Origin of the sequence: Actibacterium sp. 188UL27-1 (assembly GCF_016901225.1) — a bacterium.
In the GTDB taxonomy this organism is placed as follows: domain Bacteria; phylum Pseudomonadota; class Alphaproteobacteria; order Rhodobacterales; family Rhodobacteraceae; genus 188UL27-1.
On sequence record NZ_JAFEUL010000004.1, the window covers coordinates 181,278 to 207,546 of the forward strand.

Annotated in this window: 24 protein-coding genes and 1 tRNA gene; 11 read left to right on the top strand and 14 right to left on the bottom strand. The window is 59.8% G+C overall.

Annotation, left to right across the window (positions count from 1 at the left end):
• The first annotated feature begins 90 nt into the window (after nucleotides 1–90).
• The 4 genes from IU397_RS07765 to IU397_RS07780 all read left to right on the top strand — a co-directional run bounded on the left by IU397_RS07765 (nucleotide 91) and on the right by IU397_RS07780 (nucleotide 3,709).
• On the top strand, nucleotides 91–558 hold the full coding sequence (locus IU397_RS07765) for a DUF1499 domain-containing protein (RefSeq protein ID WP_204412145.1): 468 nt from the start codon (nucleotides 91–93) through the stop codon (nucleotides 556–558).
• 294 nt (nucleotides 559–852) lie between these two features.
• A complete protein-coding gene (gene prfA, locus IU397_RS07770; RefSeq protein WP_204412146.1) occupies nucleotides 853–1,908 on the top strand; it encodes a peptide chain release factor 1 in 1,056 nt (351 codons plus the stop codon).
• A complete protein-coding gene (gene prmC, locus IU397_RS07775; protein ID WP_370541634.1) occupies nucleotides 1,905–2,774 on the top strand; it encodes a peptide chain release factor N(5)-glutamine methyltransferase in 870 nt (289 codons plus the stop codon). Before prfA ends, prmC begins: the two co-directional genes overlap by 4 nt.
• Nucleotides 2,775–2,992: 218 nt before the next feature.
• Nucleotides 2,993–3,709 carry a DUF4167 domain-containing protein gene (locus tag IU397_RS07780; protein ID WP_204412147.1) on the top strand — a complete coding sequence of 239 codons (717 nt, stop codon included), beginning with the start codon at nucleotides 2,993–2,995 and terminating at the stop codon, nucleotides 3,707–3,709.
• A gap of 343 nt (nucleotides 3,710–4,052) precedes the next feature.
• Here IU397_RS07780 and rsmA read toward each other — a convergent pair whose 3' ends face one another.
• From rsmA to lptF, 6 genes are read right to left on the bottom strand one after another with little or no spacing between them, the layout of a single operon-like run.
• Nucleotides 4,053–4,904, bottom strand: a complete 852-nt coding sequence (gene rsmA, locus IU397_RS07785) for a 16S rRNA (adenine(1518)-N(6)/adenine(1519)-N(6))-dimethyltransferase RsmA (RefSeq protein WP_204412148.1) — start codon at nucleotides 4,902–4,904, stop codon at nucleotides 4,053–4,055.
• Nucleotides 4,901–5,869, bottom strand: coding sequence for a 4-hydroxythreonine-4-phosphate dehydrogenase PdxA (gene pdxA, locus IU397_RS07790; RefSeq protein ID WP_204412149.1), 969 nt, complete (start codon nucleotides 5,867–5,869; stop codon nucleotides 4,901–4,903). The genes rsmA and pdxA overlap by 4 nt, the downstream gene beginning before the upstream one ends.
• Entirely contained in the window at nucleotides 5,866–7,086 is a 1,221-nt protein-coding gene (locus tag IU397_RS07795) for a peptidylprolyl isomerase (RefSeq protein ID WP_239479669.1), read from the bottom strand. The genes pdxA and IU397_RS07795 overlap by 4 nt, the downstream gene beginning before the upstream one ends.
• A 38-nt stretch (nucleotides 7,087–7,124) precedes the next feature.
• Nucleotides 7,125–9,266: an LPS-assembly protein LptD gene (locus IU397_RS07800; protein ID WP_204412150.1), complete on the bottom strand. Its 2,142-nt coding sequence runs from the start codon at nucleotides 9,264–9,266 to the stop codon at nucleotides 7,125–7,127.
• Nucleotide 9,267: 1 nt separating this feature from the next.
• Nucleotides 9,268–10,365: an LPS export ABC transporter permease LptG gene (lptG, locus tag IU397_RS07805; protein WP_204412151.1), complete on the bottom strand. Its 1,098-nt coding sequence runs from the start codon at nucleotides 10,363–10,365 to the stop codon at nucleotides 9,268–9,270.
• Nucleotides 10,362–11,495: an LPS export ABC transporter permease LptF gene (gene lptF / locus IU397_RS07810; RefSeq protein WP_204412152.1), complete on the bottom strand. Its 1,134-nt coding sequence runs from the start codon at nucleotides 11,493–11,495 to the stop codon at nucleotides 10,362–10,364. The genes lptG and lptF overlap by 4 nt, the downstream gene beginning before the upstream one ends.
• Nucleotides 11,496–11,625: 130 nt before the next feature.
• Here lptF and IU397_RS07815 point away from each other — a divergent pair, with 130 nt between their 5' ends.
• Together IU397_RS07815 and IU397_RS07820 are read left to right on the top strand one after the other, a co-directional pair.
• Complete coding sequence (locus IU397_RS07815; RefSeq protein WP_204412153.1) at nucleotides 11,626–13,092, top strand: leucyl aminopeptidase; 1,467 nt, start codon at nucleotides 11,626–11,628, stop codon at nucleotides 13,090–13,092.
• A complete protein-coding gene (locus tag IU397_RS07820) occupies nucleotides 13,092–13,556 on the top strand; it encodes a DNA polymerase III subunit chi (RefSeq protein ID WP_204412154.1) in 465 nt (154 codons plus the stop codon). Before IU397_RS07815 ends, IU397_RS07820 begins: the two co-directional genes overlap by 1 nt.
• An 82-nt stretch (nucleotides 13,557–13,638) precedes the next feature.
• Here IU397_RS07820 and IU397_RS07825 read toward each other — a convergent pair whose 3' ends face one another.
• Genes IU397_RS07825 through IU397_RS07835 form a run of 3 tightly spaced genes read right to left on the bottom strand, consistent with a single transcriptional unit; the run spans nucleotide 13,639 to nucleotide 16,731 of the window.
• Complete coding sequence (locus IU397_RS07825; RefSeq protein WP_204412155.1) at nucleotides 13,639–14,220, bottom strand: TIGR02281 family clan AA aspartic protease; 582 nt, start codon at nucleotides 14,218–14,220, stop codon at nucleotides 13,639–13,641.
• A gap of 58 nt (nucleotides 14,221–14,278) precedes the next feature.
• Nucleotides 14,279–14,890: a MarC family protein gene (locus IU397_RS07830; protein ID WP_204412156.1), complete on the bottom strand. Its 612-nt coding sequence runs from the start codon at nucleotides 14,888–14,890 to the stop codon at nucleotides 14,279–14,281.
• Nucleotides 14,890–16,731: an ABC-F family ATP-binding cassette domain-containing protein gene (locus IU397_RS07835; protein WP_204412157.1), complete on the bottom strand. Its 1,842-nt coding sequence runs from the start codon at nucleotides 16,729–16,731 to the stop codon at nucleotides 14,890–14,892. The genes IU397_RS07830 and IU397_RS07835 overlap by 1 nt, the downstream gene beginning before the upstream one ends.
• A 101-nt stretch (nucleotides 16,732–16,832) precedes the next feature.
• Here IU397_RS07835 and ndk point away from each other — a divergent pair, with 101 nt between their 5' ends.
• The gene (gene ndk, locus IU397_RS07840) at nucleotides 16,833–17,255 is read left to right on the top strand and encodes a nucleoside-diphosphate kinase (RefSeq protein WP_204412158.1); all 423 of its coding nucleotides are present in this window, start codon (nucleotides 16,833–16,835) and stop codon (nucleotides 17,253–17,255) included.
• Between the two features lie 179 nt (nucleotides 17,256–17,434).
• On the opposite strand, the gene IU397_RS07845 is transcribed toward ndk, so the two are convergent.
• The 4 genes from IU397_RS07845 to IU397_RS23590 form a co-directional block, all read right to left on the bottom strand.
• On the bottom strand, nucleotides 17,435–18,721 hold the full coding sequence (locus IU397_RS07845) for an HlyC/CorC family transporter (RefSeq protein WP_204412159.1): 1,287 nt from the start codon (nucleotides 18,719–18,721) through the stop codon (nucleotides 17,435–17,437).
• Between the two features lie 79 nt (nucleotides 18,722–18,800).
• A complete protein-coding gene (locus IU397_RS07850; protein ID WP_204412160.1) occupies nucleotides 18,801–19,727 on the bottom strand; it encodes a site-specific tyrosine recombinase XerD in 927 nt (308 codons plus the stop codon).
• Nucleotides 19,728–19,731: 4 nt separating this feature from the next.
• The gene (locus IU397_RS07855) at nucleotides 19,732–21,258 is read right to left on the bottom strand and encodes a hypothetical protein (RefSeq protein WP_204412161.1); all 1,527 of its coding nucleotides are present in this window, start codon (nucleotides 21,256–21,258) and stop codon (nucleotides 19,732–19,734) included.
• Entirely contained in the window at nucleotides 21,248–21,382 is a 135-nt protein-coding gene (locus tag IU397_RS23590) for a hypothetical protein (RefSeq protein ID WP_255569778.1), read from the bottom strand. The genes IU397_RS07855 and IU397_RS23590 overlap by 11 nt, the downstream gene beginning before the upstream one ends.
• 87 nt (nucleotides 21,383–21,469) lie before the next feature.
• On the opposite strand from IU397_RS23590, the gene IU397_RS07860 reads away from it, so the two are divergent.
• The 3 genes from IU397_RS07860 (at nucleotide 21,470) to IU397_RS07870 (ending at nucleotide 23,440) form a co-directional block, all read left to right on the top strand.
• Nucleotides 21,470–22,051, top strand: coding sequence for a shikimate kinase (locus tag IU397_RS07860; RefSeq protein WP_370541635.1), 582 nt, complete (start codon nucleotides 21,470–21,472; stop codon nucleotides 22,049–22,051).
• A complete protein-coding gene (aroB, locus tag IU397_RS07865; protein ID WP_204412163.1) occupies nucleotides 22,052–23,173 on the top strand; it encodes a 3-dehydroquinate synthase in 1,122 nt (373 codons plus the stop codon). It abuts the gene before it with no gap.
• 190 nt (nucleotides 23,174–23,363) lie between these two features.
• Nucleotides 23,364–23,440, top strand: a tRNA-Asp gene (locus tag IU397_RS07870).
• 688 nt (nucleotides 23,441–24,128) lie between these two features.
• Here the strand turns inward: IU397_RS07870 and IU397_RS07875 are convergent.
• Nucleotides 24,129–25,499 (bottom strand): M20/M25/M40 family metallo-hydrolase, encoded by a 1,371-nt coding sequence (locus IU397_RS07875; protein ID WP_204412164.1) that lies wholly within the window; start codon nucleotides 25,497–25,499, stop codon nucleotides 24,129–24,131.
• A gap of 122 nt (nucleotides 25,500–25,621) precedes the next feature.
• On the opposite strand from IU397_RS07875, the gene IU397_RS07880 reads away from it, so the two are divergent.
• Nucleotides 25,622–26,200: a 5-aminolevulic acid synthase gene (locus tag IU397_RS07880; RefSeq protein ID WP_204412165.1), complete on the top strand. Its 579-nt coding sequence runs from the start codon at nucleotides 25,622–25,624 to the stop codon at nucleotides 26,198–26,200.
• Nucleotides 26,201–26,269: the final 69 nt, after the last annotated feature.

A 26,269-nucleotide genomic window follows, 5' to 3' on the forward strand; every position in this document is an offset into this window, starting at 1 on the left:
TGGCGAAAAACGCCGCTTTTGCGGATGGGCGCGTTGCCTTGAACCATCTTCAAACCCATATCCGATGGGTCAGGGACAGGATAAGACATCATGAAAAAGGTCGGTAAAATTTTGGGATATTTCATTCTCTTTGTAGCCGTCGTGTTTGTGGGGGCAGGGATCTGGTTTCGCATCGCACCGTCTGATCCAACCGTCTGGCACACCGACCCGGCATTGGCCGAACCCGGGCCGGGCCGCGTCGTTTTGAAAGCCGACGGTGGGGATCGGGCAGGGCCAGAATTTGACATGGCACCGGAAGCGGTTCTGACGCAATTTGATGCGATTGCTATGGCGGAACCGCGCACCACCCGACTGGCCGGTGGTCCGGACAAGGGGCGGATCACCTATGTGAGCCGTTCGCTTGTCATGGGCTTTCCCGATTACACGACTGTCGAGGCGGTCCCGACAGAGACGGGCACACAGCTGATCATCCATGGGCGGTTGCGCTACGGGCAGTCGGATATGGGCGTCAACTCAGCCCGCGTCGACCGTTGGCTGGCTCAGTTGGGGCAGGGATGAGGTTGAACATCCCGATTGCTGCTCGCGCCACATCGGCACATTCAGTGACATTTCGCATCGCGCCATAAAGAGCCGCCCGTCAACCTGTAGACAGATCAATTGCCCCAATTCGACGCGACTGCCGGAACTATCGGTGCAATAGCAATCTTCGGTTTTCTTTTGAGCGTGTTGTGCGATGCCGCTGCCAGCGGACAGACACAACAACAGGGATAAAACAACCAAACAGCGCATTGAGAAATCGTAGCACAAGCTGTGCCCTTGACCAAGTCTGCGCAATGGGTAACGACACGCGTCATGGTTCCGAAACACAGATTGGATGAGATCACGGCGCGCTTTCAGTTTCTGGAGGCGAAGATGGCCGATGGCGCGGCAGGGGCGGACATTGCCCAACTGGCGCAGGAATATGCTCAGCTCAAACCTGTTGTCGCTGAAATCACCACTTACAAACAATGCCTAGCCGACCTGGAAGATGCCGAAGAGATGCTGGCCGACCCAGAGATGCGCAGCTTGGCCGAAGAGGAGCTGCCTCGCCTCAAGCGGGCATTGCCGGAGCTTGAGCATTCGTTGCAACTTGCCCTTTTGCCTAAAGATGATGCAGATGAACGCGCCGCCATGATCGAAATCCGGCCGGGAACGGGTGGTGATGAGGCGTCTCTATTCGCTGGTGATCTGCTGCGGATGTATCAACGCTATGCCGAAGGGCAGGGTTGGCGGTTCGAGATCATGGAAGAAGCGCTGACCGAACTGGGCGGCGTCAAGGAAGTGACAGCGCATGTGAAGGGGCAGGGGGTCTTCGCCCGGTTGAAATACGAATCCGGCGTACACCGCGTCCAGCGTGTACCCACCACGGAAAGCGGCGGGCGCATCCACACCTCTGCCGCAACCGTGGCCGTATTGCCCGAAGCCGAGGAGGTCGATATCGACATTCCCGCAACGGATATCAGGATCGACACGATGCGTGCCAGCGGGGCGGGCGGTCAGCATGTGAACACCACCGATTCAGCCGTTCGGATCACCCATATGCCCAGCGGGATCGTCGTGACCAGTTCCGAAAAGTCACAGCACCAGAACCGGGCCATCGCGATGCAGGTTCTGCGGGCCAAGCTATATGATCTGGAACGACAAAAGGCCGATGATGCGCGGGCGGCGGATCGCAAGTCTCAGGTGGGCAGCGGTGACCGGTCTGAACGGATCCGCACCTATAACTTCCCCCAGGGCCGGATGACCGATCACCGCATCAACCTGACGCTTTATAAGCTGGAACAGGTCATGCAGGGCGATTTGACCGATATCGTCGATGCCCTCACAGCCGATGAGCAAGCCCAGAAACTGGCGGAGTTGAACCCGTGAACCCAATTTTTATGCCCGGCCAACAAGGCAATCAGGTGATCGCGACGGCTGTGCGCTGGTTGCGTGATGCCGGTGTTGATGACGCCCCGCGGGATGCCAGGATCTTGCTTGCCCATGCGCTGCGGATTTCTCCTGCTGCGCTGACGCCGCGCATACATGATACGCTGACGGACGCAGAGCTTAAATCCTACGGCAGCCTGATCGAACAACGCCGTATGCGGCAACCCGTTGCACAGATCGTGGGGTATCGCCGTTTTGCGACCCGCACGTTCAAGGTCACACCGGATGTGATGGACCCGCGGCCAGAGACAGAGACATTGATCGAACTCGCCAAGGCGGAACCCTATACCAATGTGTTGGACCTTGGTGTTGGATCCGGTGCGATCCTGCTGACATTGCTGGCCGACCGGCGCGGGCAGGCGCGGGGCACAGGCGTCGATCTGACCGAGGAAGCCTGTGCCGTGGCCTATGCCAATGCCCAATCCACCGGCGTTGTCGAGCAGGCAGACATCTTCATCTCGGACTGGTTCCAATATGTGGAAGGCCAGTTCGATCTGATTGTCAGCAACCCCCCGTATATCGCTGCGCAGGAAATGGAGCTGTTGCAACCCGAGGTTCATGACTGGGAGCCGCATACAGCCCTGACCGATGGCGTAGATGGTCTGACAGCCTATCGCCGGATTGCTGCGGATCTTTTGACCTATCTCAGCCCGGGTGGGCGCTTTCTGTGCGAGATCGGACCCAGCCAGGGCGCAGCCGTAAGTGAAATTCTATCGGCTGCTGGCCTTGCGGATGTGACCGTTCATACCGATATCGATGGCAGAGATCGCGTGGTCGCAGCACGACATTCGACCGGTTCGGTCTGATTTGATGCACAATCCCCCGCGCAAAGCACCCAAACACATAAATTTGGGCTTGTTTAACCGGACGGGTCGTGTTTACTCGCACGGCGGGATGCAGGATGGTAATCCTCCCTGTCGAATAGCCATAACATGGTTGGACCTCACGCGCAGCTTTCAGGCGCAACAGGCTAAACCCAATCAGGTCCACCCCCTACCGCAACAAGGCGGGACATAAGAAACGTATGAGATCAAGCAAGTCACGGTCGCGGTCGAAATCGAACCGCTCACGCTCCATGGGCAATGTTGTCAATCGGGTGTTTGATAGTTCTGGCCCCGAGGGTAAAGTACGCGGGACCCCCCAGCAGATCATTGAAAAATATACCCAACTGGCGCGCGATGCGACCTTGGGCAATGACCGGGTTGCGGCTGAAAACTTTCAGCAACATGCGGAGCATTACACACGCATGCTGGCAGAAGCGCAGCGGGAACAAGAAGCCCGGCGTGAGCAGCAGGAACAGCAACAACAGCAGCAGCGGGACCGTCACCGCGAACGCAATGAGGGGGATGGCGGGCAGAATCGTCAGAACCGTAATGATGGCCAATCAAACCAGACCACCCCCGAAACACCGCAACCCGAGGTGACGGTCGAAGAGCCCCAAAACACCGAACGGCCTCCGGTGCCGACGGACCCACAAGACGCGCCCCAACCCGATATCGCACAGGCGCAGCCGCCACAGCCCGATGTGATCGACCTGGATGACAGCAACAGCGATAGCGGCCTAGTAGAAACGCCGGAAAGCAAGCCAAAGCCCAAGCGGGCGCCCCGGGCCAGGAAACCGCGCACTCCGAAACCGAAAGCTGACAAGCCCGCAGATGAGGCACCGTCCGAGGGCTCTGCTGAGCCGACATCAACCGAAACGCCGCCGCGCGTATCAGACGCTCCGGAAGCTGCAGAATAACCGCGATCACGCCTGTCAAACCTATGGGAGCGGATCGGTTTTATCGGACCGCTTTGTGATCCGCGGCGAGTGTCTTTCGGACCGCAGAAGGGGTTTTCACTGGACGTTAACGCTGCGGATGAGAGATACGACGCCTATCGTGTTGTAACGTTCGTCCGGCCTCAGAACGCACCAGACCAGATTGCTGACCGCGAGAAACTTAGTGGCCCAGTCGCACGGCAAACGGGCCGTAGCGTCTTACGAAATATCTGAAACATCCAGTATCACTTAACGCGTTGAAATCTTTGGTTTCAGGCAGCGCTAAGTGATCCAGACTTTCAGACTAACTGCAAGACGCCCCTTTTCACCCGTTTCTGGCTTGGGCACCCGCAATGATCCGAGCCAAGGCGGCGAACCGCTCCAGATCGATTTGTTCAGCCCGGTCCGTGGGTGCTATGCCGGCAAGCCGCAGCAGGTTCTCGATGTCGGGGGATATCCCTTTCAGGCTGGCGCGCAGCATCTTGCGGCGTTGATTGAACGCTGCCGCCACGACCCGGCTAAAGACAGCCGGATCAGCCGGATATCGAGGGGTAGCCAGCGGTGTGAGGTGAACAACCGCCGAATGCACCTTTGGCGGTGGAGAGAACGCTTCCGGTGGCAATGTCATTGCGATATGAACATCTGCCTTCCATTGAGCCAACAGCGCGAGCCGCCCGTAGGCCTTGCCGCCTGGTTGCGCCACGATCCTGTCCGCGACCTCGCGCTGGAACATCAGTGTCAGACTGCTCCAGAACGGGGGCCAGCGGGTCGGGGTGAGCCAGCGCACCAATAGCTCTGTCCCCACGTTATAGGGCAGATTGGCCACGATATGGATGGGGTCGCTCAGGTGCTGCGTCGGATCAATGTCCAGCGCATCACCGTTGAGCACCTCAAGCCGGTCTGGATATGCCGCTCCGATCTCGGCCAATGCGGGTAGACAGCGCGTGTCTTTCTCGATCGCCAGAACCCGGCGCGCGCCTTCGGCCAACAAACCGCGGGTCAAGCCGCCGGGGCCGGGGCCAACCTCCAACACGTCCGATTGGCTGAGGTCGCCGGGAATGCGGGCGATCTTGGCCGTCAGGTTCAGATCGCGCAAAAAGTTCTGACCAAGTGCCTTTTTCGGAGCCAGTCCGTGGGTCGCAATCACCTCCCGCAGCGGTGGCAGGTCGTCTATCACGCTTGGCGCGCCCGGGCCATACTGGCCGCCATCCGCATCGCTTCGACCATGCTGGACGGGTTGGCGATGCCTTTGCCCGCAATATCCAACGCCGTGCCATGGTCCGGCGAGGTGCGGATAAAGGGCAGGCCCAGCGTGACATTCACGCCCGTGTCAAAGGCCAGCGTCTTGATCGGTATAAGCGCCTGATCATGGTACATCGCGATGACCGCATCATAGGTCTGGCGGGCTGCAGCATGAAAGAGCGTATCGGCAGAATGTGGACCGGTGAGCACATAGCCCTGTTGCTGCATCTCGGCGATCACGGGGGCGATGAGCGTGATCTCATCATCGCCCATCGCGCCGCCTTCGCCAGCATGGGGGTTTAACCCGGCAATGGCGATCCGCGGATGGGACAACCCGAAATCGCGCTGCAAACCGTCCGCAGTGATCCTGATCGTGTCGCACAAAAGGCTGGCGGTGAGGGCCTGTTTCACATCCGCAAGCGCGATATGGATCGTGGCTGGCACAACGCGCAAACCGTCGCTTGCCAACATCATCACGACGCGGCCCGCGCCTCCGAGATGGGCCAGAAACTCCGTATGGCCGGGATAGGCGAAGTTCGCGCCATCCTGAAGCGCCTTTTTATGAATGGGCCCTGTGACGACCCCGCCAGCGGCACCTGATTGCGCCAAGGCCACGGCGCGCTCGATCACTTCGATCACGCTGGCGGCGTTTTCCGGGGTGGGATGACCGGGCCGATTGGATTGGGGAAAAGGATGCGGCAGAACGGGCATGCTGTCGCCCCTGGTTGCTGCTTGCTTCGGATCTGTGATCTCATGCCAACCCGTGTCCGGGGGCAGGTGGTCTGGATCACCAATATAAAAGGCCGGCACCGCACCGCGCAGTTGCCGATAGGCGGCCACGGCAATTTCGGGGCCGATCCCCGCAGGCTCCCCGCAAGTCAGCGCCAAGGGCGCGATCATGGGCGTCGGATGATGGCATTTGCCTTTAACTCGGCCAGGTAGCCATCTGCAAAGGATGCGACACGCTGGCTGACCAGACGATCCCGCACGCGGCCCCGGCTGACCTCTTCTTCCAAAATAGGAGTACGGCCGCACAGCATAAGGAACATCAAGGCATTGCCCCGGGTCAACGCGGTTGAGCTTTCGCCTTCATCCAGCTTGGCCAATTCCATGGCGACATCGGTTGGTACCTCGGTGATGGCCTGGGTCTCCACGACAAGCCGTTCTTCGGGCTGTCCTTTGGCGATGCCATAGAGATCATCACAGGTGTCGATGCGCATTGCGATCTTTTGCGCCTGTGCCAGCGTATTATCCGTGCGTCCGCCTGGAATGAAATATTGCGCATATTCGAGGGAGATATTCTCGGTCTCTTGAATGCCGGTTTCACGTAGTTCCCGCAGTTGAAAAACCGCGATGGCATTGGGCACCGGGATCGGATCGGTCACGCCACCGGGGGGCAACGTGACGATCTGGCTGGCGACAGCCGGTGGCAAGTTGCCGATGGGGATCGGGTTTGCCACCCGCCCCCCCGCCCCCCGGGAAGGGGAGGCAGAAAAGCGGCGGGCAAAGCCAGAAAAACCTGCGGTTGTGGTAACCGTGTTTTTGATCTGTGCGGCAATCTGTTCCGCGCGGGCCGCGGCTGCCGGGGTATTCGCGGGTAGGATGATTTCAGAGATCAGCACCTCTGCCCCGCCGCGTTGGGAACTTAGGGCGAGGGCGCGATCAACCTCGGCTTCCGTCACACGGCCACGGGGGCCAAAGCGGGTGCGCACCACCGCGCGCCAGGCGACACCAGCGGTGATAAAGTCGCGAAAGCTCTCTTCGGACACACCGGCCTGTCCGATGGCCTGCAAGAATTGTTCGGTTGACAGATTTGCCCGACCGGCAAATTCTTCCATTCCGGCGGTGATCGCCTCTTCCTCCGGAAGCAGATCAAGCTGTTCGGCCGCGGTCAGGCGCAGACGGTCATCGATCAGGCCATCCTCGGCCTGCTGATCCAGATCCCCCGCTGTGCGAAACGCCTCCAAAAGGGCGCGCCGCTGCGCCACTTCGTAATTGGTGATGACCTTGTTGTTGACATAAAGGGCCGGACCAAAGGGGTTATTCTGGGCTACCGCAACCTGCGGTCCCGCCATGATGGCCAATACAGCCACCAGCATTTGTAGAACCTTCACCATGTCATGCCCTGTCTGCTCTTTGTCGTTCTGCTCATTCTCTATCCTCGGCAGGCCCGGCGTCTTTTGGGTCGGTCGCCATCCCCCTTGCCAAAGCCCGCCAACGCCACTGTCATGTCGAAATTCGTAGTTGGTCGCACACTATCTGACGACGTGAAGCGACGCGAGAGGGAAAGACCAACTGTCACGCACTCGTTCTGATAGGCCAGACCAAACCGGGCCGAGGCGGCACGGTCTTGCTCAAAATCATACCGAACATCCAGATCCGTCTTCCAATAGTCGTTTATACGGTAGTCACCATCCAGTGTGAGTTCGGATGTGACATCGGCACGGTTCTCCGCCAAATTTTCCCGCAACCAGATAAAGGAACTGCCCACGGACCAGATCTGTTGATCGTAATCCATGCGTAATTCGTTGCGGTCAAATTCAAAATTATCGTCGAATACGGCTCGGTTGACCAATGTCAGGCTGCCGGGGAGTTTGACATGGGCTGCGGCAAGCCAGTCTGATGTTTGCCCATCAAGTGCGGGATAGCCGTCGAACTGGCCCAGATCCATGTCGCGCAAGATGCGACCAACCGTAACGCCAAGTTGCCAACCAGTCGGGTCGTAACGGGTATAGCTAAGCCCGACATTGGCGCGAATACCGCGTTCGAATCTATCACCACCAGGGAACCGGTTGAAGGAAAACAGGTTGCCCTCGTCCAGCTCCAGCAATGTGCTTTCTTCATTGGGGACGTCCGGTGACGTGTCACTGCTATAGACCAGTTGCATTATGGGTTCGATCACATGGGACGCGCCGCCGGTATACCGCACGAGCGGCCAGCGCAGCTCAACCGCGCCGGTGCCGGTGAAATGACCCACCGGATCTTCAAAGTCTGCATCATCGCTGATCGTGGTGTAATCATACCGCAGATCGGTCATAGCAGCCCAGATCATGCCATTTGTCGTCAGCCAATCGCTGCGCCAATCGGTTTGCAGGGTCAATCTCGTCACGTCGCGCCCGTCAACGAACGTGTCATCATCGGGGCCATCCACGTCCAGATCAGATGGCCGGTAATGCGTATGAGCCTTGATCGCAAAACTGCCCGTGCCGCCGATATAAGCTGGTTTGAAGCGGCGGCGGGATTCCAGATCACCGATCACCGTCGGGCTGGTTTTGTTGTCTTCATTATTGCGCAAAGAGCGCAGCACCAGCAGATCGGCTTCAAAAAAGCTGTCCCGCTTCGTGCGCGCCAGATTGATCGCGCTATCAAGGCGATCTTTCCCGGAATAGTCGTAATCCAGCAGATAGGATCGGTCCGACACAGTCTCGATATCGAATGACAGTTTGTAGTCACGGGGCAGGTCAAAACGGCCTTCTCCAAACAGGTAGGCCCGCGTGTCATCCGGCCGGATATCATCGTTGCTGACGGCCATGTTAAGTTCAATTTCACCGGTGCGGAAGGCTTGGCGGTAGCGGGCCTCCAACGTCGTGGTCCGGCTGGTCGACAGATAAGGCGTCAATGTCAGGTCGGCATGATCGCCAAGGCGGATGAAATAGGGGGTCTTGATGCCAAATCCCAGTTCATCGGTCGTTCGGATCGCTGGCGCTAGAAAACCTGTGGCTCGATCCAGGGACGGATCGGGAAATCGCAAACGCGGAAGATAAAGGACCGGTATCCCGACAACCTCGAACCGGGCGTTCTCAAAGTAGATCTGCCGCTCTTCTTCATCATGGATGATGCGGCGCGCGCGGATTTGCCAAAGTGGCGTGGGATGCGCCTCGCAGACATGGCACGAGCTGGCGACGGTTTTGTAAAGTTGCGTGTAACGGCCATCGACGCGGTTGATCTCGGTCGCGGCGAGTTGCAGTTGCTGATCCAGCACCAGGCGCGCCGATGTCAGAATGCCGTTGCGCAAATCCTGGCTCAGTTCAGCGGATGACGCGAAAAAGACTGTGTTGCCATCGGCGCTGGTGATGGTCAAAGGCCCGTCGATCTGCAGGCTTTCGTTTTCACTGTCGTAGGTGATGGTCTGCGCCTTGACCCGGTCCCCCTGATACAAGACTTCCACATTGCCGGAAGCGATCAGTCGGCTGTCCTGCGCAATCTCGAGCCTGTCGGCCACCAGCGTAGCGAGATCTTGCGCCGTGGCACCGGACGCGGCCCATATCAACGCCAAAACCCAGATCAACCGCCGCATGTCAGCCATCCTCCAGGTGTAACAGCAGCGCGAGCGAGAGCAGGATGGCCGCAATCGGCGGGGCCCAGGCGGCCAGCAGGATGGGGATCTGGCCGTTCTCTCCGAGGATTTGTGCAAAGTTACGTATGAAAAACACGCCGAGGCCAAGGAGTAATGCCAGCAAAACCATCTGGCCTGTCCGGCCAAATCGGGTGTGCCGCATGGTAAAGCCTGCCCCGATCATGACCATCGCGGCCAGAAAGGCGGGCATGGCCATTTCGGTGTGAAACCAAACCCGGTGGGACCGCGCGGAAAACCCGGCTCGGTCCAGGTTTTCGATGAAGGCTGGCAACTCCCATATGGGGATGGAGGAGGGGGTTCCGAAACTGTCCCGGATCTGATCACGGGTCAGATTGGAGGCGACCTCATACCTTGCATGGGTTTCGGCCTGACGTTCGGGGTTTTCCGTATCGACAAGGGGCCAGATCTTGGCATTGGTGAGTTGCCAGACCCGGCGTCCCAGATCGGCCCGCTCCGCCTCGATCCGGCGGATGGGCTGGCCGTTCGTGTCAAATTCCAGAAAGGTCGCCCCAAACAGTTCGGTTCCGTCAAGCGACGTGCGCGCGGCCCGGATCACGCTTTGACCGTCTGCGCTGCCCTGGCGCAACCACAACCCTTCATCATTGACCGAGATCACCCGTCCACCATCCAGCCGGTATTGCTGTGATCGGATTTCATATTGCTGCTGGGTCGCGGCCACGATGGGGTTGAGCACGGCAACACCCAAACCTCCGATCAGAATGGCCGTCACGACAGGGGCCACCAATGCCCGCAATGCCGATCGACCAGAGGCGCGGGTCACGACCATTTCGGATGTGCGCGCCAATCCCAGAAACAGGGCCAGCGTCGCCAGGATCATGATCAGGGGCAGGATCTTGTAAAGCGTTTCGGGGACGGACAGGACCGACAGACCCAAAGCACCGGCAAAACTGATATCGGCACCGTCAAAGCGGCGCATTTGTTCGACCGTATCGACCAGGGTGAGCATGCCGAAAAACACCAGCAACACGCCCCCGAAACTAAGGGCGAACTTCTTTGCAAAATAGATATGCAGCCTCATGCCTGTGCCTCCGGCAGGCGGGGGCGTCGCCGGAACAGGTTTGGCCGTTCCGCCAAAACCAACAACACGCCCGCCATCATCAGGCCGACAGCCGGTGGGACATAGACCAGATACCACAGTTCGGCATCCTTGCGTGCCGCGTTGGCAGCCATGTTTTCGAGGACCTGCACACCGATCAGCAGGAAGATGGCCAGGATGATCTGCTTCCAAACGCCAAATCGGCTGAACCCGCCTACCATCAACGCGGCAAACCCGATCAAGGCGGCAACCAGCGGTGACAAAGGCTGCGCCAATCGCAGATGGCCCTCGTACAGAAAGACCGCGCGATCCTTGCGGGTCGCCGCAAGCGCCTCTGGTGTCGGAAAGAAAAGCGCCGGGGTCAGGTACTCGCGCACGTCGCGCTTGTCGCGGTCACCGCCAACGATCAGCCGTCCGATATCATAGGAGAAGTCATCGAAGTTCGTCGTGAAAAGTCGTTGGTCGGCATAATTAAAGGTCTGCGCCGTCCCATCGAACATCACCAGTTTTGGTCCGTCCTCTTCGCGGATCAGATAGGCTTTTCGCGCCAGATAGGTCGTGCGGCTTTCCTCCGCCCGATCATCTGACAGGAATACGTCCAACAGTTCGCCCTGCGGCGTGATTTCCCGAAGATAAAAGGTGATGCCGTTCGCGGGATGCAGAAACTGCCCTTCGGTCAACATGCGGGCCGTGATATTGGTTTGAATTTCAACCTCACGCTCAGCCAACTGGGTTCGGCTGATCGGCACCAGCAGGTTGACCAGCACCGCCATCATGAGGGAGGCCATGATCCCGAACACGGCCACGGGTCGCGCCATGCGAAAGGCCGAGACACCGGTGGCCCGCGCCACCACCAGTTCGCTTTCGCTACTCAGCCGGTTGGTCATGTAAACGGCCGCAATGAAGGCCGCCATGGGAAGCACAAGCCGGATCACGTTGGGCAGGGACAGGGCCGTGAACTCAAAGAACACGCTGGCCGACTGCCCATCTGCGATCAACTGGTCAAACAGGATGACTGCGCGGTTGATCCAGTAGACCGACACCAAAACCAGTGAAAAAAATCCGAACAGGACAGTCAACTGAGCCAAAAGGTATCTGTCAAATCTGGACACCCTGACACGACCCTCGCTTTACCGTTCCACCCATTTTCGCCAAGTTAAACGAAACCTGCCGCAGGGAAAACTGCAATCTGGTCACTGCTCAAGGGGCGGGCTAGATTGCCACAAAATGAAAGGATCCCCCATGACCGACATGCCCCAGCTGAGCGCCGCTGCCCTTGATCTTGATGCGATTGCAACCTTCACGGGCCGGGTCGTTGTCTTTGTGGGGGAGGATGGCAAGCTGGACCAAGCCGCGCGCCGGGTGAATCGTCTGACCAAGGGCGCACTGGAACGGTGCGTGGCCGGGGATGCCTTTAGTAAACTGAAGCCGGGCGACAGTGTCAGTCTGGCCTATCCCACCGGCGTGGCGGCAACGGGCGTTCAGGTGATCCGTCTGGAACGCAGGCCCAGTGTGGCCCAAGCACGCAAGGCCGGTGGCGCCATCGGCAAGGGCCTGGGCAAAGGGGGGGCGCTGGTTCTGGCCGGCACGTTGAACCATGCCGCCGAAGTAGCCCTTGGGGCGGCTTTGCGCGCCTACCGGTATTCCGAGATGCGCAGTGAAGAGGCCCCGGAACAGGGGGATATCACCTGCATGGTCTCCAAACCTGATGACCTGACCGCGGCATTATCCGGCATCGAGGCCCTGGCCGGTGGTGTCTATTTCACACGTGATCTTGTGAACAAACCTGCAAATGTCCTAACCACACAGACTTTTGCCGACCTGCTGGAGGCGAATGCCAAGCTGGGCCTGAAGGTTGAGGTCTTGGAGGAGCCCGATCTGGAAAAGCTGGGGATGAACCTGCTTTTGGGCGTTGGCGTGGGATCTGAGACACCGACCAAGGTGGTTGTCATGGAATGGAATGGCGGCGGGGATGAGCCGCCGCTGGCGCTGATTGGCAAGGGCGTTGTCTTTGACACAGGCGGGATCAGCCTGAAACCCGGCGCGGGCATGGAAGACATGACCATGGATATGGGCGGCGCTGGCGTGGTGTCCGGCGTGATGCAGGCCCTGGCCGCTCGCAAGGCAAAGGCCAATGTGGTGGGTCTGGTCGGTCTGGTTGAGAACATGCCCGATGGGCGCGCGCAACGGCCGGGCGACGTGGTGACATCGATGAAGGGTGACACGGTCGAGGTGATCAACACCGATGCCGAGGGGCGTTTGGTGTTAGCCGATGTCATGTGGTACGCCGCCGACCGGTTCAAACCCGTGGGGATGATCGATCTTGCGACGCTGACCGGAGCGATCATCGTGGCACTGGGTCATGAAAATGCGGGCGTCTTTTCCAACGATGATGCGTTTTGCGCCGCCTTCCTGAAAGCAGCCGAAGCCGAAGACGAGGGTGCGTGGCGGATGCCATTGGGTGAGGGCTATAAGAAGCTGCTGAAATCCGACATTGCGGACGTCAAAAACATCGGCGGGCGCTGGGGCGGGTCCGTCACCGCTGCGGAGTTCCTGCACCGGTTCGTGCCCGAAGATATGCCCTGGATCCACCTGGATATTGCGGGCGTCGCCAAACCGCTGGGGGAAACGACGCTGGCGCCCAAAGGTGCCACAGGTTGGGGTGTCCTGGCGCTGGATCGGATGATCCGCGACACCTATGAGGGCTGATGGGACAGGCGCTGTTCTATCATCTGACCCGCCGACCGCTTGAACAGACCCTGCCGGTTCTGCTTGAGCGCTCCTTGGCGCGCGGCTGGAACGTTCTGGTGCGCGGGGCCGAACAGACCCGACTGGATTGGCTGGACGAAAAGCTGTGGCTGATCAGTGATGAAGGCTTTCTGCCCCACGGTATTGTAGGTGGCCCCCATGATGCGGCCCAGCCGATCCTGCTTTCGATCGAGGCTGCACCCGTAAATGGCGCACAATGCCTGATGTCGATCGATGGTGCAGAGGTCACGCCGGAGATCGCCCAACCATTTGAGCGCGTTTGCCTGCTTTTTGACGGCCATGATGAAGGCGCCGTGAACCATGCGCGCGGTCAGTGGACGGCGCTCACAGGGGCTGGCATTGCCGCGCAATACTGGTCAGAAGATAGCGGTAAGTGGGAGATGAAAGCCGAATCCGGAGCCTGACCCCCCACGGATTTGCCCACAGCTGAAATGCGGCGCCAGCCCATGTTTGGCGGCGCAGGGCTTGTTGTGCAGCCCTGACTTGTCAACGCGTGAGAACCATCCGGTTTCCGCCAAATTCAACCCGCGCCCAGCGGCTGAGATAGGTCATGCCAAGTAGCGATATGTCCAATTCGCCGCCATTCACCACGGCGGACACGCCGGTTTCGGTAATGCCGCCCAGCTCCACTTCTTCCAACCGGACCCGTGCGGTTTCGACCCGACCGTTGGCCGTGCCTGCCACACCGTCATACCGCAATGTATCGGGGTTCAGCCCGGCCCGGCGCGCATCCTGTTTGCTCAGCACAAGGTCAGTGGCCCCGGTATCAACCACAAAATCAATGGGTTGTCCGTTAATGTTGAGGGTCAGGTGGTAGTGACCATCATTGCCCAAGGGCACTTCGATCCGCTCTCCGTTGTCAAAACTGGCTTGTCGCGGATTTACCGTATTCGACAGATCATTCCACAGCCCGTAGCCAACGATGACACCGACAAAGATCAACCCCCAGATTGCAGCCTGTTGCGCGGTTTTACTCAGGTTCTGCCGACCTGACATGAAAAAGTAACTCGCAATGACCGTGCCCAATAGAACCAGGTAAATCAGTGACGCAAAATTATCCCCAGACATAAAACCTCCTCAACTCACCCTTTGGATATTTAGGTTGGGGCCGCTGGAATTGAAGCGGCTATCCCGTCAGATTGAAGCTGCGCAGACCGTCCAGCACGAACTGTACCGACAAGGCGGCCAGCAACATGCCCAAAAGCCGGGTGACGACATTGATGCCTGTCTTGCCCAAGGCGCGTTCCAACAGGGGTGCAGCCAGGAAAAAGACCAGTACCACTCCGATGACCGCCACCATCACCAGATGCACCCCAAGAGAAACCTGCCATATTGCCCCAGAGGTCAGAAGAATCATCGATGCAATGGCCCCCGGTCCCGCGATCAGCGGGATCGCCAAGGGAAAAACGGACGGGTCGGGGCGGTCATCCTCGGCCTGATCCTCGCGCCGCTTGGTGCGGCGTTCGAACAGCATCTCCAGCGCTGTCAGGAATAACAGGATCCCTCCTGCGATGCGAAAGGCGGGCAGGGAGATCCCGATAAACTCCAACACCGCGTCGCCCAAGACCCCGAACAGGATTAGCAGGCCAACTGCCAAACCGCAGGCGCGCAAGGCGATGGCGCGGCGGCGACGATAGTCTTCTCCCGCGGTCAGCGCCACAAAGATCGGGGCCAAGCCGACAGGATCAATCACCACGAACAAGGTGACAAAGGCGCTGATGTAAAAGGTCAGATCCATCAGGTAGTGGCTTTTTCCAGCTTGTCCTGGGCCCGCAGCCACAGATCCTCGGCTCGGTCCAGCGCGTTCATAACCTCCGAATACTTGGCCTGCCAGGCTTCGAGCTTGGCTGAATTATCCTCATCATAGACCGAAGGGTCGCCCAGGCGGCGGGCCAGTTCATCGCGCATCTCTTCCAGCTTTGTCATGCGCGTCTCGCATTTGCGGACCTCTGCCTTCAGATCCTGCACCACGGATTGACTGACCTTCTTGGGCTTTGGTTTTGTCGCCTCCTTCGGGCTTTCGCTGGACAGCAAGGATTTTCGATAGGTTTCAAGATCCTCCTCATAGGGAGTGACCCGCCCATCCTTGACCAGCCACAGCCGGTCGGCGACCAATTCCAGCAGATGCATGTCATGACTGACCAGGATGACCGCGCCGGTATAGTCGGTGAGGGCATCGACCAACGCTTCGCGGCTTTCCATGTCCAGGTGATTGGTGGGTTCGTCAAGGATCAGCAGATGCGGCGCATCCAGCGTGGCCAGCATCAGCGACAGGCGTGCCTTTTGCCCACCCGACAGGCGCGCCACCACCGTATCGGCCTGTTCGGCGCCTATCCCGAACCCACCCAGCCGGGCGCGCAGTTTGGCTGGGGTTTCAGCCGGAAAATGGCGGCGGACATGGTCCAGGGGGCTTTCGTCGATATGCAACTCGTCGACCTGATGCTGGGCGAAATAGCCGATCCGCAGCTTGTTAGCGCGCGTGACGCGGCCACCCTGTTTGTCCAACCGGTCCGATAGCAATTTGGAGAGCGTCGATTTGCCCTGACCGTTCTTGCCCAAAAGCGCGATCCGGTCATCCTGATCGATCCGCAGGTTTAGGCGGCTCAGGATCGTGGTCTCGCCATAGCCCACACTGGCGCTTTCCATGTTGATGATGGGCGGGCTCAACTCCTCTGGCGTCGGGAAGGTGAAAGCGCGCAAAGCCGCTTCTTGCGGGGAGTTGATCGGCTCCATCCGGGCGATGGCTTTCAGCCGCGATTGGGCCTGACGCGCCTTGTCGGCCTTGTAGCGAAAACGGTCGACATAGGATTGCAGATGCGCTCGGCGTTGTTCCTGTTTCTTGGCCTCCGCCTCAGCCGCGGCCAACCGGGCGGCGCGTGTCTTAGCAAATGTATCATAGGCACCCTGGTACAGGTGCAATTTGCGGTCTTCCAGATGGAGGATCGCACCCACGGCCCGGTTCAACAGGCCGCGGTCATGGCTGATGATCAGGACGGTATGGGGATATTTGGCCAGGTAGCTTTCCAGCCAAACCGCCCCTTCAAGGTCAAGGTAGTTGGTCGGTTCGTCCAGCAGCAGCAGATCGGGGGCTGAGAAAAGGACAGCCGCCAAAGCCACCCGCATCCGCCACCCGCCCGAGAAATCAGAGCATGGTTTGGCCTGCTCTGGGTCGTCAAACCCAAGACCCTTGAGGATCGAGGCGGCGCGCGCCTCTGCCGACCAGGCATCGATATCTGTCAACCTGGTCTGGATCTCGGCGATCCGTGTGCCATCGGTCGCCGTCTCGGCCTCGGCCATCAAGGCGGCGCGTTCCGTGTCGGCGGCCAGGACGGTATCCAGCAGTGATGTGGCCGAGGCTGGCACCTCCTGCGCCACCCCGCCGATCCGCGCCTTGGTCGGCAATTCGATCTTGCCGCCTTCCCGAATCAACTCGCCCCGGATCAGACGAAAGAGGGTGGTCTTGCCCGTGCCATTGCGCCCGACCACGCCAACCTTATGGCCCGTGGGAATGGTGGCGGAGGCGCCAACCAGCAGCGGGCGGCCTTCAACGGCATAGGAGATGTCGGAAATACGAAGCATATCCTCCCATGCCGCAGGATTGCGGGCGCGTAAAGGGCATGTTACGGGCGCGGCGATTGATGGCAGGCGCAGTGTCTGCCAATCGTAAGTAAGAGGCTGACATGGCGACCGAACGCACCCTTTCGATCATCAAACCCGACGCGACCAAGCGCAATCTCACCGGTAAGATCAACGCCAAGTTCGAGGATGCAGGTCTGCGGATCGTAGCACAAAAGCGGATCCACCTGACCAAGGCGCAGGCGGGCGAATTCTACAAGGTCCATGCGGAACGCCCGTTTTATGACGAACTGTGCGACTTCATGGCCTCGGCCCCGGTCGTCGTCCAGGTGCTGGAAGGTGAAGGCGCCATTGCCAAAAACCGCGAAGTCATGGGGGCGACAAACCCGGCCGATGCAAATCCGGGCACGATCCGGGCCGAATTCGCCGAGTCCGTTGGAGAAAACTCGGTCCATGGCTCCGACGCGCCGGAAACGGCAGCGGAAGAGATTGCCTATTACTTCTCCGGCCTCGAACTGGTCGGCTGATATCTATTAGAGCGAGGCGCTGGCGCGCCACGTGATGCTTTGCGGTCCCGGAGCGGGACCGCGCGTGCCTCCGGCGGGGATATTTCAAGACACATGATGAAAGCTTTTGCTTAGACTGATCTACGGATCATGGTGTCATCATGTGTCTGACAAATATCCCCGCCGGAGGCACAAAATCTTTAAAGCGGCCGAATTTTCAGACGTGTCAGGCGATTGTCTTTGCGGGCCAGGACCTCGAACCGGTAGCCGTAGAAGCTGAAGACCTGTCCCTGGGTCGGGATGGTTTGCGCTTCGTGAATGACAAGGCCGGCAATCGTGTTGGCCCACTCATCGGGCAGGTTCCAGTCATTGGCACGGTTCAAGTCACGAATCGTCATCGCGCCGTCGACGAGGTAATCCCCTGTATCGGTGCGGCGGACGGGATGATCGGCATCGATATCAAACTCATCCGTGATCTCGCCCACAATCTCCTCAAGGATGTCTTCGAGTGTGATCAGCCCTTTCAGGGCGCCATATTCGTCAACAACCAATGCGAAATGCGTGTGGCGGCGCAGAAATTCCCGCATCTGGTCGTCGAGTGTTGTGGTTTCCGGCACGAAATAGGGCTTCATCGCCACGTCCAGGATCTTGAAGGCTGATAGCGCGGCTTCCGACGCGTCGGGGCCGCGCATGAGACGGTCCATGGCGCGTAGCAAATCCTTGGCATGGATGACGCCAACGATGTTTTCCGGATCTTCGCGGTAGACGGGCAGGCGGGTATGGGGGCTTTCCAGGGCCTGGCTCAGGATCTCTTCGGGCGTGGCGTCGGCGTCGACCATTTCGATCTGCGATCTGTGCAGCATGATCTCTTCGACCATGCGTTCGGACAGGTCGAGCGCGCCCAGCAACCGGTCGCGATCCTCCTTTTCGACAACGCCTTCGGAATGGCCAAGGGCGAGGGCGCCAGCAATCTCGTCCCGCACGTTCATAATGTTGAGGTCGGGATCGGCATTCACCCCGAACAGCCGCAACACCTGTCGCACCAAAGCGCGAACCGCCAGCACGATGGGTGAAAAGATCCCGATTACAATCCGGATTACCGGGGCCACGCGGGAGGCTGCCGTTTCAGAGTTGGTGATCGCGTAAGTCTTGGGCAGAACCTCGGCAAAGATCAGGACTAGGAGGGTCATGACCAAGGTCGCAAGCGCCACGCCGCTTTCGCCGAAAGCCCGTGTAAACAACGCGGTTGCCAGCGATGTGGCAAGGATATTGACCAGGTTGTTGCCCAGCAGAACCGCCCCGATCAGCCTCTCGTTATCCTCTGTCACGTCAAGGGCCGCCTTGGCCCCGTTCGAGCCCTTATCGGCCAAGGACCGTAATTTGCCGCGCGACGCCGCCGTTAGGGCCGTTTCCGACCCGGAAAAGAACCCGGACAGGACAAGCAAGGTCAAGATAGCGGCGGCCGTCAGCCAGAAAGCGGTGTCCATGGAACTCCTCGTTTGTCACATTTCGGGGCGCGCAGAGCTGTCCCGAAATGTTTTGGATCTGCCTGTTGTTATGGGGTGATCAATTCTGCCGGGCAAGCGGATGATGGGTCAACACCAGTTCTTTCAGCCGCTCATCCAGAACATGGGTGTAGATCTCGGTCGTGGAGATATCGGCATGGCCAAGAAGTGTTTGGATCACCCGCAAATCGGCACCACCTTCCAACAGATGAGTGGCAAAGGCGTGGCGCAAGGTATGGGGGGTGACCAAGGCGGGATCCACACCGGCGGCGACCGCGATTTCCTTGATCAGCATGTAAAACCGGTGGCGTGTGAGATGGCCGGCCTTGCCCCCGGACGGAAACAGATACCGCGACGGTGGTCGCCCCTTTTTTTGGGCGAGGTCGGCGGTCTTGTCCCATGTGGTCAACCAGGCTGCCAGGGACGCGCGGGCCGGGGGGGATAGGGGCACCATCCGGTCCTTGCCCCCTTTGCCGTTGATCATAAGCATGCGGGGATCGCCCCGCGCTGCGGCTACCGGCAAGGAAACCAATTCAGTTACGCGCATTCCGGTGGCGTAAAGCAGCTGCATGAGGCAGGCATTGCGCTGTCGGTCGCGGGCATTGCGTCCGGCCTGTTCGGATGCCGCCAAAAGCGCGCTGACCTGGGCGGTAGAGAGTGTTTTGGGCAGGCTCTTGTCCCGGCCGGGGCCCTTGATCTGCAAGGCAGGGTTATCTGCGCGCAACCCTTCCTCAAACGCGAAACGGTAGAGTTGTTTGATCGCGGACAGCCGCCGGGCGCGGGTGGCACGGGACAGCCCCTGTTCGTCGCAATTGATCAGGTAGGCTTCGACATCCGTACGGCTGGCAGCCTCAAAATTCAGCTTGCGGGTCGCCAGCCAGTCTTGAAAATCCTTCAGGTCACGGCCATAGGCCAACTGGGTGTTGCGGGCGGCGTCTAGTTCGGCTGCCTGCGCCTCAAGAAATGCGCTGATCCAGGTCTGTCCCACGGCGTCAGCCCAGAAGCATCAGGTAAAGTGCGGTCTGGCGTGCAACATGTTCCAGGCCAATCTGTCGCAATAGGCTCAATCCCTCCACCAGATTATCGAGATCACCGTTGATGTCCGTGGGCATCTCGGCCAGGGCCAACACTAGCGTCTCGCCCACGAGGCCGTCATCCAGCCGGGCTTGCTGCGCAGAGGAGAGGGCGGCTGATGGGGTCGCAAAGCCATCGACGATGGCTTGGCTTAGCGGATTACCAGGCAATGCCGTCTCCGGCTGACCGCGGGCAATATCGATTAAAAACTGGTCCTCGGCCGAGGCAGATTTCGCCTGCAGGGCGACCTCTTCCGACTGGATTGAAAGCAAACCGATGCGCATGGCCACGGGTTGATCCGCACCGATTAAAGCTGCCAGCTCCGCACCATATAATTCGGCAAATGGAATAGCGAGGTCAGCGGCCTTCATCATCTGCCAGGCCGGAGCCATGGCATCGGCGGCCGCGTTCCGGTCACCGCGTTTCATAGCGGTGTCGAGGGTCTGAACGGCATCGATCCGGTCCCATGCCCCGCCCGAGGCAGCAGCCTGACGCTCCGTGTAGACGCCAAGCAAGGCGTTCGGGTCGAGGGCGCCGGACTTCGCCAGCCGTTCGGCCGCCGCGATCCGGGTCTTCCACCCCGTATTGGGTCGCATCAATCCGTGGGAGAATGCTAGGGGCAACCCAGCCAAGGGCAGCGGTTCTCCTATGGCTTCCAACATTCGAAAGGTCAGCGGGCTGGGTCGGTCCGGCCGGGGCAGGGGGGGCTCCCCCTCGAACAATTCGGGATCCAGAAAACGGGTCAACAAATCGATCTCCGCCTGGGAGACCTGTCCGAGCGCTTCGGCCGTGCGCAGTGTCACCGCCGCTGCAGGCCAATCGCCGTTGCGCGCCAAGCAAAAGATGCGCACGGACAGTGATGGTGTGATACCCGGCGTGGCCTGCAGGCGGGTGCATCCGCGATCTTCCCGGCCAGTCAGCAGGGCCAGATCAAAGAACCGGCGAAAGACATCTGTGTCTGTGATACCTGCGCGTTCGATCAGGCCGGTCGCCTCTTCAACGGCCCCGCGGGCCATCAGCGCGTCCACGCGCGTCAAAAATAACTGTCCCGGTCGACCTTCTCCCAGCGGGGCATCCAGTTCCGCGATCAGGATTTTTTCCAGCAGATCACCAATCGGCGGGATCGCATCGGCGGGGACCGCGTTGATGGCGCGGCTCAGATCCACCACATTCGACGTGCCCCACAGATCGGCCTGCAACCCGGTGACCGCATGGGGCAGAAGGCCAACTGCATCGGGCGACGGCGCGCCCAAGGGCTGCACGGTCACCTGTTCGATAGCCGCGCTTTGCGCCACGGGCGCCTCTGTCGCGGATGGCAAGGGTCGGGCAGGCGGGGTAGCCGCAATATCCGACAGCCAGTCGATGGCCGATAGCGGCTCTTCTGCCACAGCAGAGCTGGCCCATGCTACGCAACAGATCAAAGGGAGGAAAAGCCTAGTCGACATCCAGGGTCACAGGTTCCTTCACATTCTCGATCTGCGGGGACAGATCACCAAGATATGCAAAGCCAACCAGCCCCACAAATCCCAATAAAAGCAGAAAAAACAACAGCTTTAACAGTCGTATCATGCCTGTACCTCATCGGATACGCTTCTTGGCGAGCGTATTTCTGCCGATCATATATGGTAATCTATCGAAGTTCACGCCATTGAGTTCATGATTTTTTTGTTAGGCAGGAAGGTGCCGCACAGTTTGGGGTATCGACTGAAAAAGACTGTGGTCATGGTCGGAATGATGGGAGCAGGCAAGACAGCGATTGGCACGGCGCTGGCCAAGCGGCTGGATGTCCCGTTTCTGGACAGCGATGCAGAGATCGAACGGGCCGCTGATCGCACGGTGGCGGAAATCTTTGACCGCGATGGCGAGGCGTTCTTTCGCACCAAGGAGACGCAGGTCATCGCGCGCCTGCTCCAGGGGGAGCGAGGCATTCTGTCCACCGGTGGTGGCGCGTTTCTGGCGGCGGGCAACCGCGATTTGATTGCTCAATACGGTGTAGCTGTGTGGCTGAAGGCAGATCTGGATCTGCTATGGCAACGGGTCCGTCACAAGGATACCCGCCCCTTGCTGCGCACTGCAAATCCCTTTGCGACGCTGGCCGAGATCAAGGCGGTGCGCGATCCGATCTATGCTGAGGCCGCATTGAGCGTAACCGCCGCACCTGAGTTAAGCATCGCAGAGATGGCGACCCGGGTGGTCAATGTGCTGGCCGATCACCGCGATATCCTGGAGGTGAGTTAAATGTCAGCTATCGCAACGGTTCATGTGCCCCTAGGAGAACGCGCCTATGACATTAAGATCGGCCCGGGGTTGCTGAACCATGCCGGGGCACAGATCCGGCCATTGCTTGCGCGATCGCGGGTTGCGGTGATCACGGACGAGACCGTCGCCAAGCTGCATCTGGCGACGTTGCGGGACGGTTTGGCGGCGGACGGCATCGACATGGTCTCCCTGGCCTTGCCGCCAGGGGAGGCGACCAAAAGCTGGGCATGCCTGGGCCAAGCCGTGGAGTGGCTGTTGGAAAACCGGGTTGAACGGTGGGATGTCGTGATTGCCTTGGGGGGTGGTGTGATCGGCGATCTGGCGGGATTTGCGGCGGCCATCTTGCGGCGTGGTGTGCGGTTCGTGCAGATCCCCACGACGCTTCTGGCGCAGGTCGACAGTTCGGTTGGTGGGAAGACGGGAATCAACTCTCCCCTCGGCAAGAACCTGATCGGCGCCTTTCACCAGCCCGGTCTGGTTTTGGCGGATACGGCTGTATTGGGGACATTGACCGCGCGTGATTTCCTGTCGGGTTATGGCGAGGTCGTGAAATATGGCCTTTTGGGAGATGCGGCGTTTTTCACCTGGTTAGAAAAGGTTGGCCCGGATCTGGCAGCAGGCGACATGGCCGCGCGGATCGAGGCGGTGCGCCGCTCCTGCCAGATGAAGGCCGATATCGTTGTGCGGGATGAAACCGAGCAAGGGGACCGTGCCTTGCTCAACCTGGGGCACACATTCGGCCATGCGCTGGAAGCAGCGACGGGGTATTCAGACCGATTGCTCCACGGGGAGGGCGTGGCGGTCGGTTGTGCGCTTGCCTTTGAAGTCTCCGCCAAGATGGGACTATGCGCGCAAGAGGATCCGAGCCGCGTCCGCGCGCATCTGCGAGACATGGGCATGAAGGTGGATCTGGCGGATATTTCCGGTGACCTGCCCGATGCCGATGGACTGCTGGATCTGATGGGGCAGGACAAGAAAGTGATGGATGGTCAGTTGCGCTTTATTCTGGCGCGCGGGATCGGCGACGCCTTTTTGACGGCGGATGTGCCGCGGGACATCGTGCGATCTGTTTTGGCCGAGGCACAGGCCATGCAGAAATGATGCACAAAGCATACATAAGGCGTATGTATCAGTACGTTTTCGATCTACGCCACGCGACAGATCCAGCAATCGATGTGCCTGGCCCAACGACACCGGGACAATCTGACGAAATCCGATAAAAGCCCGCTTGACGCGCGCGGGTGGCGGGCCTAAACACCCCCTCACGCCGACGCGATGCGGCGAACAGTGGGCGGTTGTAGCTCAGTTGGTTAGAGTACCGGCCTGTCACGCCGGGGGTCGCGGGTTCGAGCCCCGTCAACCGCGCCATCACTGTTTTCACACATCCCGAAGAAAACTAACCAGGCGGCGCGCCCGCTGGGCGCATTACATGCCCTCCTCTTGGCGTGACTGCTACGTCAACATCAGAAGCGTGCGCTCTTTCGAGGGATAATGGCTTTGGGTTTCACCAGCCCATTTGTAGGCCCCGGCTGCTGTTCGCAACTGAGGTTTTGACGTGGCTTACTGTCGTCATTCATAATTCATATATACACCCGGCATGTTTATCGGCTCGCCGGACGTGGCCATGACGGGTTACGCACGTGCTATGATTTTATTGGTGACCGGACCAATGACAATCATTTGGGCTTTTGTCGTTGCCACCCGTACAGGTGACAAATGTCGACCTGACCTTTCGGAGCCGCGCCTTTCCACCTGACGCATGCAGCATTCGCACAAGCCGAACCAAGCGGCGAAGTTTCACCCGCATCAAAAGATGTCCAATGGCGGGGCGAAGGCGCCGACCGCCATGGAGGAAAGTGAGCCAACCCCGGGTATCGTCTGGAGCCGTGGTGACATAACTGACGGATGCGACCGGGGATGATTCTTCCGCTTGTGTTAAACTGGCGCCGTGCCAGGCCGATCCCCGTTGCCCGGCAGCGCATGCGCGATAGGGGGGACCGGCCATTACGTTGCCGCTGTTCTTTTTTGAGCAGCCAGGACATCCCATGAGTATGGTTCAGGTCAACGCAGCGAGGATCCGGGCCCAGCTGCGGGTGCCCTTGTGAAAGCATTCGACGTCGTATTTTTCATTTGGGCTGTGGATCTGATCATCATCGCGGCCAAAGCCGATGAGCATGGCATCCATGTCGAGATATGTTTTGAAGTAGCCGGCAATCGGTATGGAACCGCCGCAGCCCGTATAAGCGGCGTCTACGCCCCATTCCTCGGACAAAGCCTGGCGGGCCTTTTCAAAGGCCGGGCCCGACGTATCCATCTGGCCAGCGGGGCTGGCCCCGTGGGGCGTGAAACTGGCCGTGCAGTCGGCGGGCAGCATCGATTGCACCATGGTGCGAAAGCTTTCGCGGATCGCGTGGGGGTCCTGTTGGCCGACAAGGCGAAAGCTCACCTTGGCATGGGCCTTTGACGGCAGCACCGTCTTGAAACCATCGCCGGTATACCCCCCTTCGATCCCGTTGATTTCGCATGTTGGGCGGGACCAGATCTGTTCGAGGGCTGTGCGCCCCGCTTCGCCTGCCAGATGTGACAGGCCCACATCCCCCAGAAAGGCGCAATGGTCAAAGTTCAGCCCGTCCCATGCGGCTTTGAGAGTGTCCGGGATCTCGGGCACGCCATCATAGAAGCCCGGAATAGTGACGCGCCCGTCATCGTCATGCAGGCTGGCAAGGATCCGGGTCAGAACGCGGATCGGGTTCATGGCGACCCCGCCATACATGCCGGAATGCAGGTCCTTGGTCGGGCCTTCGATCGTGATCTCTTCACCCAGCAGGCCGCGCAGCCGGGTGACGATAGCGGGCACGCGATCCGCAAACAGGCCCGTATCGCAGATCAGCGCGATGTCTGCCTTAAGCTCATCCGCGTTGTCCTTGAGGAACGGGATGAGGGAGGGGGAGCCGCTTTCCTCTTCCCCTTCCAGAAACACGGTGATGCGGCCCGGCAGGGCACCATGGGTCGCCTTCCAGGCGCGACACGCCTCCAGAAAGGTCATCAGCTGGCCCTTGTCATCAGCGGCACCGCGCCCCCGGATGACCTTGGCCTTTGCCGTTTCCTCGATCTGCGGGGCGAACGGGTCGCGTGTCCAAAGGTCAACCGGGTCAACGGGTTGTACATCATAGTGACCATAGAACATCAGGTGCGGCCCCGCATCGCCGATATGGGCCACCACCATGGGATGACCTGATGTGGGGCGCTTGCTGGCGGTGAAACCCAGTCCCGCCAGATCCGCGACCAACCAGTCGGCGGCCCGGTCACAATCCGCCTTGTAAGCCGGATCGGTTGAGATCGAGGGGATCCGCAGCAGGTCGAGTAACCGGTCGAGGCTGGCGGGAAGGTCAATGTCGATCCGGGTCAGCACGGCATCAAGGGTCATCGGGCGCTCCATTTTGTAGTGGCTTGACCCTAACGGAGTGTTCGGGGGGTTCAATGGGGTTGCCAGCGGCGGCCCGGCTGGCCGATATAGCAGCGCAGTTAGGGTAATAAGCGGGAAAAGCCATGGTGCGTTGGGTTGCAGTCGCGATTGGGTTGGTGGTGGCGACAGTCGCCCAGGGTGAGTCGGTCACAACCAAGGTGGCCCGGGGGCAGCTGTTCAGCCCCAAGGGCAGCTCGGTTGAGGTGTTTCCCACCGATTTCCTGGGCGAGGCAGAGGCCAAGGCCGTCAAAGGGTATGCCGCGCAGTTCGAATACTATGCGGCTTTTGCCGTCAGCCCCGGCGATCCCGCCGATAGCGGCAGTGCGGTCGGGTTGGCGAATTTCCACAGCGAGGCCGCGGCGCGTACCGCAGCCCTGGGGGCCTGCAATGCCCGGCGGCAAACGGGACGGCCGTGCATTGTTGTCGCCGTGACCCGGCCAAAAGGTTGGAAACCGCGCAACATTCAGTTGTCGGCGGAAGCCACGGCGGCCTTCCGCAAGGAGTATCGCAAGGCCAGGGCACCCAAAGCGATGGCGATCTCACCCAGCAGCGGTGCCTGGGCCATCGGTCGCGGGGATGGAAGCCGGGCCTTGGCCACCTGCAATGACCGGGCTGCCAAACGCGGTCGGCAGGACTGCCAGATCGCGATTGCCGACCGTTAGATCTGTCATTCAACTACCGGTAATGTCTGCGCCGATTGTGTCGCCTGTGACAGGAGCATGATCAATATT